The organism is Bacillus gaemokensis, assembly GCF_001590835.1.
In the GTDB taxonomy this organism is placed as follows: Bacteria; Bacillota; Bacilli; order Bacillales; family Bacillaceae_G; genus Bacillus_A; species Bacillus_A gaemokensis.
In genome coordinates, this window is the sequence record NZ_LTAQ01000009.1 from 25,476 (window position 1) to 41,270 (window position 15,795).

At 36.3% G+C, this 15,795-nt stretch carries 15 protein-coding genes and 1 pseudogene; 10 read left to right on the forward strand and 6 right to left on the reverse strand.

What is annotated here, in order from left to right; translation table 11 throughout:
- Positions 1-3 precede the first annotated feature (3 nt).
- Positions 4-1,149: a M20 peptidase aminoacylase family protein gene (locus tag AZF08_RS10170; protein ID WP_033675998.1), complete on the reverse strand. Its 1,146-nt coding sequence runs from the start codon at positions 1,147-1,149 to the stop codon at positions 4-6.
- A gap of 313 nt (positions 1,150-1,462) precedes the next feature.
- Between AZF08_RS10170 and AZF08_RS10175 the strand changes: the two genes are divergently transcribed.
- On the forward strand, positions 1,463-2,716 hold the full coding sequence (locus AZF08_RS10175) for an ABC transporter substrate-binding protein (RefSeq protein WP_153019511.1): 1,254 nt from the start codon (positions 1,463-1,465) through the stop codon (positions 2,714-2,716).
- A gap of 47 nt (positions 2,717-2,763) precedes the next feature.
- Here AZF08_RS10175 and AZF08_RS10180 read toward each other — a convergent pair whose 3' ends face one another.
- Positions 2,764-3,672 carry an EamA family transporter gene (locus AZF08_RS10180; protein WP_033676000.1) on the reverse strand — a complete coding sequence of 303 codons (909 nt, stop codon included), beginning with the start codon at positions 3,670-3,672 and terminating at the stop codon, positions 2,764-2,766.
- Between the two features lie 478 nt (positions 3,673-4,150).
- Here AZF08_RS10180 and AZF08_RS10185 point away from each other — a divergent pair, with 478 nt between their 5' ends.
- Both AZF08_RS10185 and AZF08_RS10190 read left to right on the forward strand, forming a co-directional pair.
- The gene (locus AZF08_RS10185; RefSeq protein ID WP_033676002.1) at positions 4,151-4,858 is read left to right on the forward strand and encodes a cytochrome c biogenesis CcdA family protein; all 708 of its coding nucleotides are present in this window, start codon (positions 4,151-4,153) and stop codon (positions 4,856-4,858) included.
- A gap of 90 nt (positions 4,859-4,948) precedes the next feature.
- Entirely contained in the window at positions 4,949-5,455 is a 507-nt protein-coding gene (locus AZF08_RS10190; RefSeq protein ID WP_033676004.1) for a CcdC family protein, read from the forward strand.
- A gap of 390 nt (positions 5,456-5,845) precedes the next feature.
- On the opposite strand, the gene AZF08_RS10200 is transcribed toward AZF08_RS10190, so the two are convergent.
- Both AZF08_RS10200 and AZF08_RS10205 read right to left on the reverse strand, forming a co-directional pair.
- Positions 5,846-6,277: a DUF2621 domain-containing protein gene (locus tag AZF08_RS10200; protein WP_033676007.1), complete on the reverse strand. Its 432-nt coding sequence runs from the start codon at positions 6,275-6,277 to the stop codon at positions 5,846-5,848.
- Positions 6,278-6,380: 103 nt separating this feature from the next.
- Positions 6,381-6,677, reverse strand: a complete 297-nt coding sequence (locus tag AZF08_RS10205) for a hypothetical protein (RefSeq protein WP_033676008.1) — start codon at positions 6,675-6,677, stop codon at positions 6,381-6,383.
- Positions 6,678-6,938: 261 nt separating this feature from the next.
- Here AZF08_RS10205 and AZF08_RS10210 point away from each other — a divergent pair, with 261 nt between their 5' ends.
- Both AZF08_RS10210 and AZF08_RS31990 read left to right on the forward strand, forming a co-directional pair.
- Positions 6,939-7,544 (forward strand): AAA family ATPase, encoded by a 606-nt coding sequence (locus AZF08_RS10210; RefSeq protein ID WP_033676010.1) that lies wholly within the window; start codon positions 6,939-6,941, stop codon positions 7,542-7,544.
- Between the two features lie 77 nt (positions 7,545-7,621).
- A pseudogene (locus AZF08_RS31990) lies at positions 7,622-7,818 on the forward strand (hypothetical protein).
- 139 nt (positions 7,819-7,957) lie between these two features.
- On the opposite strand, the gene AZF08_RS10215 reads toward AZF08_RS31990, so the two are convergent.
- Both AZF08_RS10215 and AZF08_RS10220 read right to left on the reverse strand, forming a co-directional pair.
- Positions 7,958-8,440, reverse strand: a complete 483-nt coding sequence (locus AZF08_RS10215) for an HIT family protein (RefSeq protein ID WP_033676012.1) — start codon at positions 8,438-8,440, stop codon at positions 7,958-7,960.
- 108 nt (positions 8,441-8,548) lie between these two features.
- Positions 8,549-9,505: a class I SAM-dependent methyltransferase gene (locus tag AZF08_RS10220; protein WP_033676014.1), complete on the reverse strand. Its 957-nt coding sequence runs from the start codon at positions 9,503-9,505 to the stop codon at positions 8,549-8,551.
- Positions 9,506-9,702: 197 nt separating this feature from the next.
- Here AZF08_RS10220 and hutP point away from each other — a divergent pair, with 197 nt between their 5' ends.
- The 5 genes from hutP to hutG all read left to right on the forward strand — a co-directional run bounded on the left by hutP (position 9,703) and on the right by hutG (position 15,725).
- Positions 9,703-10,143, forward strand: a complete 441-nt coding sequence (hutP, locus tag AZF08_RS10225; protein WP_033676016.1) for a hut operon transcriptional regulator HutP — start codon at positions 9,703-9,705, stop codon at positions 10,141-10,143.
- A 103-nt stretch (positions 10,144-10,246) separates the two neighbouring features.
- Positions 10,247-11,764, forward strand: a complete 1,518-nt coding sequence (hutH, locus tag AZF08_RS10230) for a histidine ammonia-lyase (protein WP_033676017.1) — start codon at positions 10,247-10,249, stop codon at positions 11,762-11,764.
- 68 nt (positions 11,765-11,832) lie between these two features.
- Positions 11,833-13,491, forward strand: coding sequence for a urocanate hydratase (gene hutU / locus AZF08_RS10235; RefSeq protein ID WP_033676019.1), 1,659 nt, complete (start codon positions 11,833-11,835; stop codon positions 13,489-13,491).
- Positions 13,492-13,503: 12 nt separating this feature from the next.
- Positions 13,504-14,775: an imidazolonepropionase gene (gene hutI, locus AZF08_RS10240; RefSeq protein ID WP_033676021.1), complete on the forward strand. Its 1,272-nt coding sequence runs from the start codon at positions 13,504-13,506 to the stop codon at positions 14,773-14,775.
- The gene (hutG, locus tag AZF08_RS10245) at positions 14,754-15,725 is read left to right on the forward strand and encodes a formimidoylglutamase (protein ID WP_033676023.1); all 972 of its coding nucleotides are present in this window, start codon (positions 14,754-14,756) and stop codon (positions 15,723-15,725) included. The genes hutI and hutG overlap by 22 nt, the downstream gene beginning before the upstream one ends.
- Positions 15,726-15,795: the final 70 nt, after the last annotated feature.

Consider the following 15,795-nt stretch of genomic DNA (forward strand, 5'->3'; position numbering starts at 1 on the left):
TTTTTATCTCAATTTGTTAATAGCTTCCTCAGCTAACAAAGCGAAGTATTGTGCACTAATAGGTAATGCATCTTCATCTAATGTAAAAGCAGGGTGATGCCATTCTTGTGTACCAGCCGTTCCCATAAAGACAAATGAACCAGGGATTTCTTGTTGATAGAATGAAAAATCTTCTCCTGCCATAGAAGGTTTTGGCGAAATAATTTGAAGTCCCATTGTTTGAGCGATATGAGTAGATAATTCTGTAAGTGCGATATCATTATGAACAGCGGGAGGCCCTGGATACCAATGAAATTTCACTTCAACACCAAGTGCATCAGCAACACCTTTAATAACACGCTGCATTAATTCCGGAATTCTTTGCCGTGTTTCAGTCTGAAATGTACGGACGGTTCCTTCTAAAGTTGCTTTTTCAGGAATGACATTCCACGTATTTCCTGAATGGATGTTCGTTACACTTATGACAGCGTTATGAAAAGAACTAATATTTCGGCTTACAATTGTTTGCAAGGCCATGACGATTTGGGAAGAGGCAACGATAGGGTCAACTCCGGCATCAGGTACAGCTGCATGCGTTCCCACACCTTTAATTTCAATTTCAAAACGATCCACTCCCGCCATAAATGGCCCTTCTTTAATACCAATTGTACCAACTGGTAAATCAGGTTTATTATGCATCCCAAAGATTGCTTGTACATTTTGTAAATGACCAGCTTCTATTATTTTACATGCTCCATTCCCACTTTCTTCAGCAGCTTGGAATATAAATCTAACAGTCCCATTAAGTAAAGATTCTTTTTCTTTTAATAGGTAAGCCGCACCAAGTATGGATGCTGTATGAAAATCATGTCCACATGCATGCATTTTACCAGGAATTTTAGAAGCGTAAGGCAAATCAGTTTCTTCATGAATAGGAAGGGCATCAATGTCGGCACGAAGCGCGATAAGTGGTCCGTTTTTATTCCCGGAAATTTCTGCAACTACTCCAGTTTTTAAAGGTGAATTGATAATTTTGATATTGGCGTCGTTTAACCAGTTATGTATCGCTTTTGTTGTCTCAAATTCTTCGTAAGATAGTTCAGGATGTTGGTGTAAGTGGCGACGGATAGAGATTAGTTTCGCTGTTAATTCATTTGTAATGGATTTCATCTATTATGCCTTCTTTCTCAAGATAAACTTCAAATTAAGTATGTGAAGATAAAAAACATATTCATTAGTAATTATATAGGAATTTAGTACTTTTTAATAAATCTTTAAGAGAGGAAATACATCAAAAACTAATTTCACAATTTTTTACACATAAAAATTGTATTCTTTACATTTAATTAGAATTATTTACAATAAATTCATAAATTCAAGATATACTGAAAAATGTAAACACAACTACATACAAAATTCGTATGAAGACGAGAGACCATAGTATAACGCAGCGGAGAATGGATTGGAATCGCTATTGTTATCTATGGTCTTTTTGTATGAAAAGACAGAGGTTATATTTTGGCATGCGATGGGTGGGAAAACAAAAGAAGTTTTAGAACAAATTGTTCAAAAATATAATCAATCCCAAGATAAGGTAGAAGTAAAAGCGTTATTTCAAGGTACATATGATGAATCGTTTATTAAGTATAAAAATATTGCAGGTACAAAGGACGCCCCGGACGTTATTCAAGTATTTGATGGTGGAACGAAATATATGATTGATAGCGGAAAAATTGAACCGGTTCAAAAATTCATAGATCAAGATAAATATGATGTATCTCAGTGGGAACCAAATATTCGTAGTTATTATACGGTAGATAAAAAACAATATTCAGTGCCGTTCAATTCTTCTACACCTGTTATGGTGTATAACAAAGATGCATTTAAAGAAGTAGGATTAGATCCAGAGAAAGCTCCAAAGACATTTAAAGAAGTAGAAGAAGTCGCGAAAAAATTAACGAAAAAAGAAGGAAATCAAGTAAATCGTTATGGGTTTACTTATTTATTAGATACTTGGTTCTTTGAAGAAATGTTAGCAGTCCAAGGTGATACATATGTAAATAACGATAATGGACGTGCTAAAGCGGCAACAAAAGCAACTTTTAACGAGAAAGAGGGACAAAGAATTTTAGAGTTTGTTAACAGGCTCAATAAAGAAGGGATTAATGGTAATTACGGATCGGATTGGGACAATACACGTGCTGCTTTTTTAGTAGGGAAAACGGCAATGTATTTAGATTCTTCTGCTGGTGTTAAGGATATGATTAACAGTGCGCCATTTCAAGTTGGTGTAGCATATATTCCTTATCCTGATGAGGTACAAAGAGAAGGAGTTATTATTGGTGGCGCGTCATTATGGATGGCAAAAGATATAGGGAAAGAGAAACAAAAGGCGGTTTGGGAGTTCATGAAATATATAGAAACCCCATCAGTACAAGCGGAGTGGCACGTAAATACAGGATATTTTGCAGTGAATCCTAAAGCATATGAAGAAGATATTGTGAAACAAGAATATGAGAAATATCCACAATTGCAAGTAACAGTGAATCAACTTCATGATTCAAAAGCATCTGCAGCGACACAAGGAGCTTTAATTACAGTATTTCCAGAGTCTCGTCAAAAGCTGCAAAAAGCCATGGAAAGTGTAATAGAGGGAACGGATGTGAAGCCAGCGTTAGACCAAGCTGCTAAAGAGACTGACAGAGCTTTAGAGATTGCGAATCGTGCTAAGAGATAATATAGGATGCTAAAAAAGAGGACTTTCAAGTGAGAGTCCTCTTTTTCTTATGCAGCAACTTTTTTATGCGTATGATGTTTTCTGTACCTTCCGCGCATCGTATACGCAATTTGCGGAATTGCAATCCCAATGAGAATAAGTGCTACACCTAGCCATTGTGAAGATAGTACAGCTTCTTTTAAAACGAATACAGACATAATGGTTGTGACAGGTAACTCAGCCGCCCCAAGAATAGTCGCTAAGCCAGAACCAATTTTAGGGATTCCGATTGTAAAGGCGATTGATGGAATAACAATACTGAACGTTCCTAATCCTAAACCATATTTCCAAAGTCCTTGAGAAATGGCACCATTAAAAATAAATGTTGGAGGAAATACGATCATAACTAAAGTTAATGCACCAGCCATCAAAAGAACACCTCGTGGTAATGATGGAACTTCAACAGCAACTTTACCACTTACAAAGATGTACGTTGCAAATGTAATCGCAGATAGTAATCCTAATATGATTCCTGTCGTATTAAAGTCGCCTGCTGATTTTTCTAGTAATCCGCTCGATAAGAATGTGCCAGCAAGTAAAAAGATAACAGAAATAACTTTTTCTCTTGATGGTAATGTTTTTGTTGCGATAGCTTCAATGATAATACCAATCCAAACGAACTGGAATAACAGTATAATGGCAATGGAAGCTGGTACAGTTTTTAATGAAGCGTAATAAAAAATCCCAGTAAAACTTGCAGATGTTCCAGCAACAAATAAAATAAACATTTGTTTAAGCGGAACGCGATGTCTAGAAAATAGGAGTGTAATGCCAAGTAAAATAAACCAACCGAACAAATATTGACTACCAATTACTTCTCCAAGTGAAAAGCCTTCTGCGTAAGCAAGTTTAACAAAAATAGCTAAAATCCCATAGCTACATGCTCCTAATAAAACTAAAAGAGAATAACGAAGCATGAAAATTCCTCCCATCTATATTGAATTGTTCCAAAAACGGACATATATAACTAGATGGAAGTATACAAAATTAAAAATGAAGGGTCAAATGAAAGAAAAGTGCGACATTTTATAGAATAATAATAAAAGTATGATATTTATGCATAATCTTGAAATTTATAATAATAGAAGTATTGTAAAATAAGGAGTGTCTTGTATAAGTCTATCATTTGAAAAAAATATTTTTTTACAGGAAATGTATCATAGTCTATATAACACTGTACGGGCAATTTGTGAAATCAAAAAAGCTTTGTTATGTTAATGAAGAATGGAATATATTTATAATAGAAGGAAAATGAAAACGTTTTAGAGAAAGACGATTGTATGAAGTGAGCACAAGATTTTTCTTATTAGCATGTTGTAAGTCGTTAATTCATTAATTGTTCATAGTATTTTCTTTTGTTTTTGCTACAATATTGAAGAGGAGAGGAGTGAAACAATGCAAGATATTAATATTTTTTTAGCATTTGGGGCCGGTTTTTTATCCTTTATTTCCCCTTGTTGCTTACCGCTTTATCCAGCGTTCTTATCGTACATAACGGGAATGTCAGTTTCTGAATTAAAAGAAGAAAATGCAATGCTTCGTAAAAGAAGTATGATACATACAGCGTTTTTCTTACTAGGATTTTCTATCGTATTTATTGCGATTGGATTTGGTACAAGTTTTATTGGATCGTTTTTTCAGGACTATAAAGATTTAATTAGACAATTAGGAGCATTATTTATTATTGTGTTCGGGCTTGTAATTGTAGGGGTCTTTAAGCCAAAGTTTTTAATGCAAGATCGTAAGTTTACATTTAAAAATCGTCCAAGTGGTTACATTGGATCTACTTTGATTGGATTAGCATTTGCAGCCGGATGGACACCGTGCACAGGACCAATTTTAGTAGCTGTCATTGGACTTGCAACTACAAATCCAGAATCGGCAATGCTATATATGATTGCTTATATACTTGGTTTTGCGATTCCATTTTTTGTACTTTCATTCTTTATTACGAAAATGTCTTGGATTAAGAGGCATAGTGGGGCGTTTGTCAAAGTAGGAGGATACATTATGATTGTTATGGGGATCTTACTATATTTTAACTGGATGACAAAAATCATTGTATATTTCTCAAGTTTATTTGGTGGTTTCACTGGTTTTTAGTATTATTCTGTGAAAATGTTGGAAATACTAACAGAAAAGCATATAATGAAACTATATTTTTCATATTGCCACAAAAAAGGATGAGAAAGTATGAACATAGTTCTTTTATCAAGTATTGTTGCCGTGTGTATGGCTGTTGGTGCAATGTTTATTCGTTTAAAAGCAGCAAAGAAACCTGCAACATTGAAAAAAATTATTCTCCCACCGTTTTTTATGAGTACGGGGGCTCTGATGTACGTTTTTCCAGAATTTCGATTAACTCCAGCCGAAATGTTAGAAGCAATTGGCGTTGGTTTGTTTTTCTCGATTTTTCTTATTAAAACATCTAAATTTGAAGTGCGCGGACAAGAAATTTACTTAAAGCGTTCAAAAGCATTCGTCTTTATTTTAATTGGTTTACTTGTAGTACGTATTGTATTTAAGACATATTTGAGTCAATCACTTGATTTAGGACAACTAAGTGGTATGTTCTTCTTACTTGCTTTTGCAATGATTGTATCGTGGAGAATCGCGATGTATCGTTCATTTATGAAAGTACAAAAGGAAATGGAAAAAGAAGATGGGTTCTATAATGAGAAAGATATGAAGTTAACGTAAAGAGTAGAAATTTTATATGTATGAAAAAACAGCGTCTAATATATAGACGCTGTTTTTTTGACGATATTTCCAGTGCACTTGATCTAAAAACTGAAACATTACTTTGGAAAAGGTTGATTACTAACAATAAAGTAAACTGTGTAATTGTATCTAACAGAAGAATAATTCTTGAAAAGGCAGATCATATCATTGTTTTAAATAATAGGGGTATAGAAGCTCAAGGGAATTTAGATGAGGTACTCAACAGTTCTAATGAAATAAAATGTATTATAGATTGAACAGTTATTAAATGAATGTTTTTAATGATATTCCCTATATAAAATGAAAATGAATCAAAAAAGATTGCCTGTAGAGTTGGCAATCTTTTTTCGATAAACATAGAAGATGGGGTTATTTCGCAAGTAAAGATTGATAATTCGAGTAATCGATTTGCTTTTCTTGTAGCTTCTTAATTAAAAATTTATGATCTCGCTTTGGAGTAGCTATAATATACCCTTTAATGATTAAATCTTCAGTTATTTTAGGTGCTTTTTCTTCTAAAGCTAATTCTCCAATTTTACCAGCAATTTTGGACCGTGCAACATCGCGGAAAAGTTCAGGGACTGGGCTTACAAGTTCCTCTAATAATTGTTTTTGCTCGTCATCCCATAAATGCCGTGTTTGATCAATATATCGTTGCTCCCAATCTAAAATAGACATGCCGTCTTCTTTTGGTAGACGTTTCAAGAATTTTCGGAACATAAAATATCCACCAATAGACATAAGGCCCAGTAAAATAACAGTCCAAGTAACAATAAACCAACTAAACCATCCTTCGAGCAAGTCTATCCCCCCTTTACGATAGCAGTTTTCCTTTACTAGTATTATAAGCATTGAGATTGGTAGAAAGCAAGAACGCTTGGCCATTTTGACCAAGCGTTGTGAATTAAACGAAGTATAGTTGTTCGACACGTAATATATCATTATCATCTTCTACATATTCAATGATAAGTGTACCAACTTTACGATCTTTATCTTCAGTTGTGAAAATAGAGTAAGAAGTAAAACGTTTTGTTGATAGGCCGCTAATATGTGTAGGAAGAGAAATGTAGTCGTTATCGCGGAAAAACTCCATGAGCTCAACATCTTCAAATTGTTTTCGATCCACTGGTTGATTTGTGTAGCGACGTTGTAGTTGTTTTAAAGATTCGTTCCAAGAAATTACTTTTGTATCGTATACCATTTGTTCTATCTCCTTACTATATGTAATCATTAAGAACATATGTTCCATGTTAGTATACCTTGTTTTTAGTGAAAGGGAAAGCAAAAAATAATGTAAGCTTGGAAATCCAAGCTTACATAAAAAGGCGTCCATAATCATTTCTATTTTTTATTATAAGCTAGATAGAAATAGGAAACAAGGTACGAAGTGTTTTGTTGATAGTTTGTAAAATTCCGTTTATTGTAAAAAAGAGGGTTATATTAGTGAAAAGGGATGGGGAAAATGACGTATATAATTTCACTTCAAGGACCAATGGCAAGCGGGAAAACAACGTTAGCGAGAAGGTTAGAAAAGCATGGATTTCCAATATTCTATGAAAATCCTTACGAAATTGTAGAAGAAAGAAAAAACTTAAACTTGGATATTTACACAAAAGAGGGATTTATTACAAATCAAAAAATGTTTATTGAAGCAAAAATAAAAGAATTTCAGAATGTAGAGGGACGTATAGTCGTATTTGATCGTGGGCCGGAAGATATTGAGTTTTATACAATACATTTTCCAAAACTTATAGGAATGGATTGGGATATTGAAAACGAACTAAAAGATGAATTGTATCAATTAAGAAAATGTCGTTCAGATGCGATTTTTTATTTGGATATTTCTAAGAAGATATTGCAAGAGAGAAAGGAGAATGATAATACGAGAAGACGCAGTACGTTTGAAGAGCAGTTAGAGTTAGTAGAAACTGAAAAACAGTGGTATAAACAATTTCCAGTTACATATGTGAGTACTGATGAAGTGACGGTAGAGGAAACAGAGTTATATTTCATGAAATGGTTAAATGAGAAAAAATATGAAGAAAATGTTCTTAAACAAGGGTTTTAATATAAAGAAAAAGATCATATTAATTCGACAATTTTAATCGTATTCTAGTCAATTAATGCGAGGAGAAGGGGATCATTATGATTAAGATATTAGAAAACGTACAGGATGCTTCTATGTTACTATTAGTCTTATGTTCATTTTTTATTATAGACATCTGCGAAAAGTGAAATGGGAAAGAAAACTTTCTTTTTTTGAATCTACAATGTACATCTTAACTCAACTTGCATATTTACTTTGGGCAGGCAGTAGCCTTCTTAAAATTTTGTCAAAATAGAATAATAGCATGTATATGAAAATCACTTAGTCTGTAGGTGGTTTTTATATACATTTATATTTAGGTTTCATAAAATAGTTGGGAGCTTTTTATCCCGCTATTTGCAGGCAATAAGCTCCCAACTGATGGAAGTTTCACTTTATATGGAAGAGGAAGAATAGGCTTGTTTCATTAATGTAAGTAAGTTTTCAGTTATTTTTTGACGTAGCAACCCATGTTCTTTATCGTTATATTGATATTGTACATCAAACCATTTTTCATTTGGATAACGCCAAACAGGATAAGGTTTTCGTTCTTCTGGTTCCCACTCGTAACGCGGGAATATATGGGCGTGTAAAAATGGATCTGTATTACCTAATATGGAGTAATTAACTCTTCTTGGATTACAGGATTTTTCAATAGCATCTCCAATTAAGCTCATATCTAACAGATAATCATTACGTTCTTTACAATTTAAATCATTTAAAGTGTTTACTTTAGGCGAAGCGAGGAGGACACAATATCCGGGAAGAAATTGCGTATCACCGATAACGGCAAATCCACTCTTCATTTTCGTTATTACCATGGGATTTTCATTCCGCTCAGTTGAAGCGATTCGATCTTGTTTCCAATCTGTATTCATATGAAACTCCTCCAATTTTGTTAAGTAGATTTTATTTAATTTATATATGATTTCTTTATATAGATTTTAAGAAGTAAAGGATGTGTAATAACGTACTACAAGGTAAGCTTATACTGATTTTGTGCAACGATAAATAGCAAGTGTTTTTGGATCCTTCCATATCCCATTATGAAGGGATAACTCATTGTCTATTTCATTTGTAAGCCATTCTTTCATTTCTGAATGGAGTTGGATATCACCTGGTATGTTTAATGATGGGAACATACTAGTAATATAATTAACGATAGGTGTAGCGTTATGAAATATAAGTGAATTATGAATAACCGTCTCTTCTACGGCCTGAAAAACAGATTGTAACAATTGTTTTCCATTTTCTAAACAAAATGGAGCAGCTGTTGGTGCTTTTTCAGGTAAATCAAATGTGACTAACATTTTGTTACACATCTCATCCATATAAGGTAATGAGATGTGAGAATTTGTTGTGGCTAGAAACTTACCTCCAGGGCAAATTACTTTATGAAATCCTTGAATTGTTTTTTCTACATCCGTCATGTGATACAACATATGCCTTGCAATAATCCAATCGTAAGAATCGACTGGGAAAGGAAGTTTATTAGCATCTCCAAGTTTCCATTCAATATTTACATGTTGCAGTGCCGCGTTCAGGGCAGCCTCTCGCAGCATAGTTGTAGATTGGTCAAGACCAGTGAGATGCCCCTTATGGCCGTTTGCTTGTAGTGACACAAGGAATTTTCCGTTAGCGCATCCAACCTCTAATACCTTTTCTGCTCCTTGTAATTGCAAATGATTAATTACAACTGTATCTAAGTCTACTTGTTTTTCTTCATATTTTTTATGAGTATTGATCCTTGTTTGCAGATGATTACTTACAGCATATTGCCTTTTTACATCATTCATTTTTTCTGACTCCACCTTTGTGCAAAATTGATGAATAGCATGTGTTAAAACATCTGTTTTATTTAAACCTTCATAATGAAGTGCAGCCTCAAATTTTTCTAGTAATCTCTCGTCGATTCGAAAGTGAATATCTTTTCTCTTAACCAATTTTGGTCCCCCTTACAGCTGTTAGTGAGACTATAGCATGCTTTGAAATTTTCTGTAAATAAATTGTGTACACAGTGGAGACAGAGTATTGGAAAAATTCATTCGAATAATTGTTTAAACTATTGACGATTTAAACGTTTTCATATATTCTTAAATTAAGTAATATTCAAATAATTTATAAGAAATGAGAGAGTCACATGCTTCTTCAAGGAACACATCGAATTGGTCGTATGGCCATGTTGTTGGCGCTTGCGGAGGAAAATGAAAGCCCTGTACTATCAATCCCAAAAGGTTGGAAGTATTGTACTGGGAAAGTTGGTTCTATGAATTCGCAAAAGGTTGTCGCAGCAATGGAAACAGCGGCTAAGAGCAACCAAGTTATTGAAACAGACGTTTACAGAGAAACGCATGCACTTTATCATGCAATCATGGAAGCGTTGTACGGAGTAACGAGAGGACAAATTCAGTTAGCAGACGTTCTTCGTACAGTAGGTCTTCGGTTTGCAATTGTGCGCGGTACACCATACGACGGAAAAAAAGAAGGCGAATGGGTTGCTGTTGCACTTTATGGAACGATAGGTGCACCTGTAAAAGGATCTGAGCATGAGGCGATTGGTTTAGGAATTAATCACATATGATTTGCCCATAGTCTATTAGTTAGAAGGGGGCCTTGCTTTTTGGGACAGAAGTCTGTCTTAAAAAGGTAAGGTCCTCTTTTGCTCTTTTTAAGGAGGAAAAATGATGATTACGTTAACAGGACATTCATTGACAGTAGAAGAAATGAAACAATTGTTGTTTGAAGGAGAGGGAGTAACAGCTTGCCCAAATAGCATGCAAAAAGTGGCTGAGTGCCGTGAGGTTGTAGAAAAGATCGTAGATGACGGAAAAGTTGTTTACGGTATTACAACAGGTTTTGGGAAATTTAGTGATGTACTCATTCAGAAAGATGATGTAAAGGCGCTTCAGCATAATTTAATCCAATCACACGCATGCGGAATTGGTGATCCATTCCCAGAAGAAGTTTCACGTGGAATGTTGATTTTACGTGCTAATACGATGTTAAAAGGTGTATCTGGTGTTCGACCGCTTGTTGTAAATAGGCTGTTAGAGTTTGTAAATCGTAAAATTCATCCGGTTATCCCGCAGCAAGGTTCATTAGGTGCGAGCGGTGATTTAGCTCCATTATCCCATCTTGCTCTTGTTCTATTAGGAGAAGGGGAAGTGTTTTATAAGGGGAAACGTGTTCATGCAGTGGTAGCTCTGACAGAAGAAGGATTAGAGCCAATTGAATTAGAAGCGAAAGAAGGGCTTGCATTAATCAATGGTACGCAAGCGATGACAGCGCAAGGAATTCTTTCTTATATAGAAGCTGAAGCGATTGCGTATCAATCAGAATTAATTGCATCGATGACAATGGAAGGATTGCGCGGTATTATCGATGCATTTGATGAAAATGTTCATAAAGCTCGTGGCTATCAAGAACAAGTAGAAGTTGCTAAGCGCATTCGTGACGTACTTCATGATAGTAAGCTTGTAACAAAGCAAGGGGAACTTCGAGTGCAAGATGCATACTCACTTCGCTGTATTCCGCAGGTGCACGGTGCTTCTTGGCAAGTTTTAAATTATGTAAAAGAAAAATTAGAAATTGAAATGAATGCAGCAACAGATAACCCACTTATTTTTGATGGTGGAGAAAAAGTAATTTCTGGTGGGAACTTCCACGGACAACCAATTGCATTTGCAATGGACTTTTTAAAGGTTGGAATGGCGGAACTTGCGAATATTTCTGAGCGTCGGATTGAACGTCTTGTGAATCCGCAATTAAACGATTTACCACCATTCTTAAGCCCAGAGCCAGGACTTCAGTCTGGTGCAATGATTATGCAATATGCAGCAGCTTCACTCGTTTCAGAAAATAAAACGTTAGCACATCCAGCAAGTGTGGACTCTATTCCATCATCAGCTAACCAGGAAGATCATGTAAGTATGGGAACAATTGCTTCACGTCATGCGCATCAAATTATTCAAAACGTAAGACGCGTTCTTGCAATTGAAATGATCTGTGCAATGCAAGCTGCAGAATATCGAGGTATTGAAGAGATGAGTACAGCGACGAAAGCCTTTTATCACCAAGGTCGTCAGCAAGCACCTTCAATTACAAACGACCGTATTTTCTCAACAGATATTGAAAATATTGCACATTGGTTAAAAACAAGCCATTGGACGAAAGAACGAATGAATGTAAATGCAGCACTATAAAGTGAAATTTTTATAGGGGGCTTTATCCCTATTCATACGGAATAAAAAGAGAAAAGGGAGAGATGAAAATGGAAAACGTAAAACAAACAATTCGTGCGCCAAGAGGAACAGAATTACAAACGAAAGGCTGGGTTCAAGAAGCGGCACTTCGCATGCTAATGAATAATTTAGACCCAGAAGTAGCTGAAAAACCAGAAGAATTAGTTGTATATGGCGGCATTGGTCGTGCAGCTCGTAACTGGGATAGCTATCATGCGATTGTTGATTCGTTAAAAACATTAGAGAGTGACGAGACGTTACTTGTTCAGTCTGGTAAACCGGTTGCGATTTTTAAATCCCATGAAGATGCACCGCGTGTCCTTTTAGCAAACTCAAACTTAGTACCAAAGTGGGCAAACTGGGATCACTTCCGTGAACTTGAGAAAAAGGGTCTCATGATGTATGGCCAAATGACAGCAGGCAGCTGGATTTATATTGGTACACAAGGGATTTTACAAGGAACATATGAAACATTTGGTGAAGCAGCGCGTCAACACTTTGATGGTTCATTAAAGGGTACATTAACACTTACTGCTGGTTTAGGTGGTATGGGGGGAGCGCAACCACTTGCTGTTACGATGAATGGCGGTGTTGTCATTGCAATTGATGTTGATAAACGTAGTATTGACCGTCGCATTGAGAAAAGGTACTGCGATATGTATACAGAATCTTTAGAAGAGGCATTAGCTGTTGCGAAAGAATACAAAGAAAAGAAAGAACCAATCTCAATTGGATTATTAGGAAATGCTGCAGAAATTTTACCAGAGCTTGTGAAACGTGATATTACACCAGACTTAGTGACAGATCAAACGTCTGCACACGATCCATTAAACGGCTATGTTCCAGTAGGTTATTCATTAGAAGCAGCGGCAAAACTTCGTGAAGAAGATCCAGAGCGCTATGTACAATTAGCAAAAGAAAGTATGAAAAAACACGTAGAAGCAATGCTTGCAATGCAGAAAAAAGGTGCAATTACATTTGATTATGGAAATAACATTCGCCAAGTTGCTTTTGATGAAGGATTAAAAAATGCTTTTGATTTCCCAGGGTTCGTTCCAGCGTTCATTCGTCCATTATTCTGTGAAGGGAAAGGACCATTCCGCTGGGTAGCACTTTCTGGCGACCCAGAAGATATTTATAAAACAGATGAAGTGATTTTACGTGAATTTGCTGATAATGAACATTTATGTAACTGGATTCGTATGGCACGTCAGCAAGTTGAATTCCAAGGTCTTCCATCACGTATTTGTTGGCTTGGTTACGGAGAACGCGCAAAATTTGGACGCATCATCAATGAAATGGTTGCAAGTGGTGAATTGTCAGCACCAATCGTTATTGGCCGTGACCATTTAGATTGTGGATCAGTAGCATCTCCAAACCGTGAAACAGAATCGATGAAAGACGGCAGTGATGCAGTGGCGGACTGGCCAATTTTAAATGCATTAATCAACAGTGTTAACGGTGCAAGCTGGGTATCTGTACACCACGGTGGTGGCGTTGGTATGGGTTATTCACTTCACGCTGGGATGGTTATTGTTGCAGACGGAACGGAAGCAGCAGCAAAACGTATTGAACGTGTATTAACTTCTGATCCTGGTATGGGTGTTGTTCGTCACGTTGACGCAGGCTACGACTTAGCTGTTGAAACGGCGAAAGAAAAAGGCGTTAACATTCCAATGATGAAATAAGGAGGAAAAAACATGCTGGACACTTTACTCACAAATATCGGTCAATTACTGACAATGGATCAAGAAGATGGCTTGTTAAGACGGGAAGCGATGAATACGCTTCCTGTTATCGAAAACGGTGCAGTAGGTATTGAAAATGGAGTTATTACTTTCGTTGGAACTGCTGAAGAAGCAAAAGGATTACAAGCGAAAGAAATCATTGATTGCGAAGGGAAAATGGTTTCCCCAGGTCTAGTTGATCCACACACACATCTTGTATTTGGTGGATCACGTGAAAATGAAATTGCTCTTAAATTACAAGGGGTTCCATATTTGGAGATTTTAGAGCAAGGCGGGGGGATTCTTTCGACGGTAAATGCAACGAAACAAGCATCGAAAGAAGAACTTGTACAAAAGGCAAAATTTCATTTAGATCGGATGTTATCATTCGGCGTTACAACAGTGGAAGCGAAGAGTGGCTATGGATTAGATGATGAAACAGAATGGAAGCAATTAGAAGCGACGGCACAGTTGCAAAAAGAGCATCCAATCGATTTAGTTTCAACATTCTTAGGAGCACACGCGATCCCGAAAGAGTATAAAGGAAAATCAAAAGAGTTTTTACAATGGATGCTAGATTTATTACCAGAGATGAAGGAAAAACAATTAGCTGAATTTGTTGATATCTTCTGTGAAACAGGGGTATTCTCTGTGGAAGAATCAAAAGAATTTTTATTAAAAGCGAAAGAACTTGGTTTTGACGTGAAAATTCATGCGGATGAAATTGATCCACTTGGCGGTGCAGAAGCAGCGGCAGAAATTGGTGCGGCATCTGCAGATCATTTAGTTGGAGCATCAGATAAAGGGATTGAAATGCTTGCAAACTCAAATACAGTTGCAACGTTACTCCCAGGAACTACTTTCTACTTAAATAAAGAGAGTTTTGCACGTGGGCGCAAAATGATTGATGAGGGTGTAGCTGTAGCGTTAGCAACAGACTTTAACCCAGGTAGTTGTCCAACTGAAAATATTCAGCTTATTATGAGTATTGCCATGTTGAAACTGAAAATGACGCCAGAAGAAGTTTGGAATGCCGTAACAGTTAACTCAGCTTATGCAATTAATCGCGGCGATGTTGCTGGGAAAATTCGAGTTGGGCGTAAGGCAGACCTAGTTTTATGGGATGCATATAATTATGCATATGTACCATATCACTACGGTGTGAGCCATGTAAATACAGTATGGAAGAATGGTAATCTTGCATATACAAGAGGTGACAAAGCGTGGACTACGGCCACTATTTAAAGAAAAATGCTAAGTTTATAGATCGCGAAGTAACGAAATGGAGTGAGATGATTAAGAATTGGGAAGAAGGGGAAGAAATTTTTGGAGCAGCATTAATTGGCGCACCACTTTCTAAACCATCTATTAGTCATTCCGGTGCATGTTTCGCGCCGAAAACCATCCGAGCAATGTTAGATGCATATAGCACATACGCGATTACAGAAGAGCATGATATGAAAGAAAGTGTCTTGTATGATTGCGGTGATATTACCATGCATATTACAGACATAAAAGAAAGTCATGCTCGTATTGCTAAGACGCTCGGTCACTTGACGAAAGTAAATCCGCAGATGGTACCAATCGTCCTTGGGGGAGATCATTCAATTAGTTTTCCAAGTATAAGTGGTTTTGCAAGTAGTAAGGGGAAAGTTGGTATTATCCAATTTGATGCGCATCATGATTTACGTAATTTAGAAGATGGGGGACCGTCCAACGGAACACCATTTCGTAGTTTACTAGAAAATGATGTAATTACAGGGAAACAGCTTGTTCAAATTGGTATTCGTAATTTTTCAAATGCTCGTACGTACCATGAATATGCAAAAGAGCATGGTGTGACGGTATATACAATGAAGCATGTGCGAGAAAGAGCGATTGAAGAAATCATTAGAGAAAGTATTGAAGTCTTACGTAGACAAGGAGTTACATCTATTTATGTTTCTGTCGATATGGATGTATTAGATCAAGCATTTGCACCAGGTTGTCCAGCGATTGGTCCGGGTGGTATGGATAGTACAACTTTACTTGATGCGATTACAGCACTTGGTCAAGAACCACTTGTGCAAGGTATGGACATTGTAGAAATTGATCCAACGCTAGATTTTCGTGATATGACAAGTCGTGTGGCTGCTCAGGTTATTATGAGCTTTCTGTTAGCGAGGGAAACGATTAGTAAGCAAGTTAGCATATAAAAAGAGGTCTCTCCTTATTGGGGAGGCTTCTTTTTATTGTTCCATATACGAATACTGTGTGATAAGAGCT

Bases quoted from the DNA above. Each gene is read 5' to 3' on its own strand.
- AZF08_RS10170 (WP_033675998.1), bottom strand. From the start codon at position 1,149: ATGAAATCCATTACAAATGAATTAACAGCGAAACTAATCTCTATCCGT.
- AZF08_RS10175 (WP_153019511.1), top strand. From the start codon at position 1,463: ATGGTCTTTTTGTATGAAAAGACAGAGGTTATATTTTGGCATGCGATG.
- AZF08_RS10180 (WP_033676000.1), bottom strand. From the start codon at position 3,672: ATGCTTCGTTATTCTCTTTTAGTTTTATTAGGAGCATGTAGCTATGGG.
- AZF08_RS10185 (WP_033676002.1), top strand. From the start codon at position 4,151: ATGCAAGATATTAATATTTTTTTAGCATTTGGGGCCGGTTTTTTATCC.
- AZF08_RS10190 (WP_033676004.1), top strand. From the start codon at position 4,949: ATGAACATAGTTCTTTTATCAAGTATTGTTGCCGTGTGTATGGCTGTT.
- AZF08_RS10205 (WP_033676008.1), bottom strand. From the start codon at position 6,677: ATGGTATACGATACAAAAGTAATTTCTTGGAACGAATCTTTAAAACAA.
- AZF08_RS10210 (WP_033676010.1), top strand. From the start codon at position 6,939: ATGACGTATATAATTTCACTTCAAGGACCAATGGCAAGCGGGAAAACA.
- AZF08_RS10215 (WP_033676012.1), bottom strand. From the start codon at position 8,440: ATGAATACAGATTGGAAACAAGATCGAATCGCTTCAACTGAGCGGAAT.
- hutP (WP_033676016.1), top strand. From the start codon at position 9,703: ATGCTTCTTCAAGGAACACATCGAATTGGTCGTATGGCCATGTTGTTG.
- hutH (WP_033676017.1), top strand. From the start codon at position 10,247: ATGATTACGTTAACAGGACATTCATTGACAGTAGAAGAAATGAAACAA.
- hutU (WP_033676019.1), top strand. From the start codon at position 11,833: ATGGAAAACGTAAAACAAACAATTCGTGCGCCAAGAGGAACAGAATTA.
- hutI (WP_033676021.1), top strand. From the start codon at position 13,504: ATGCTGGACACTTTACTCACAAATATCGGTCAATTACTGACAATGGAT.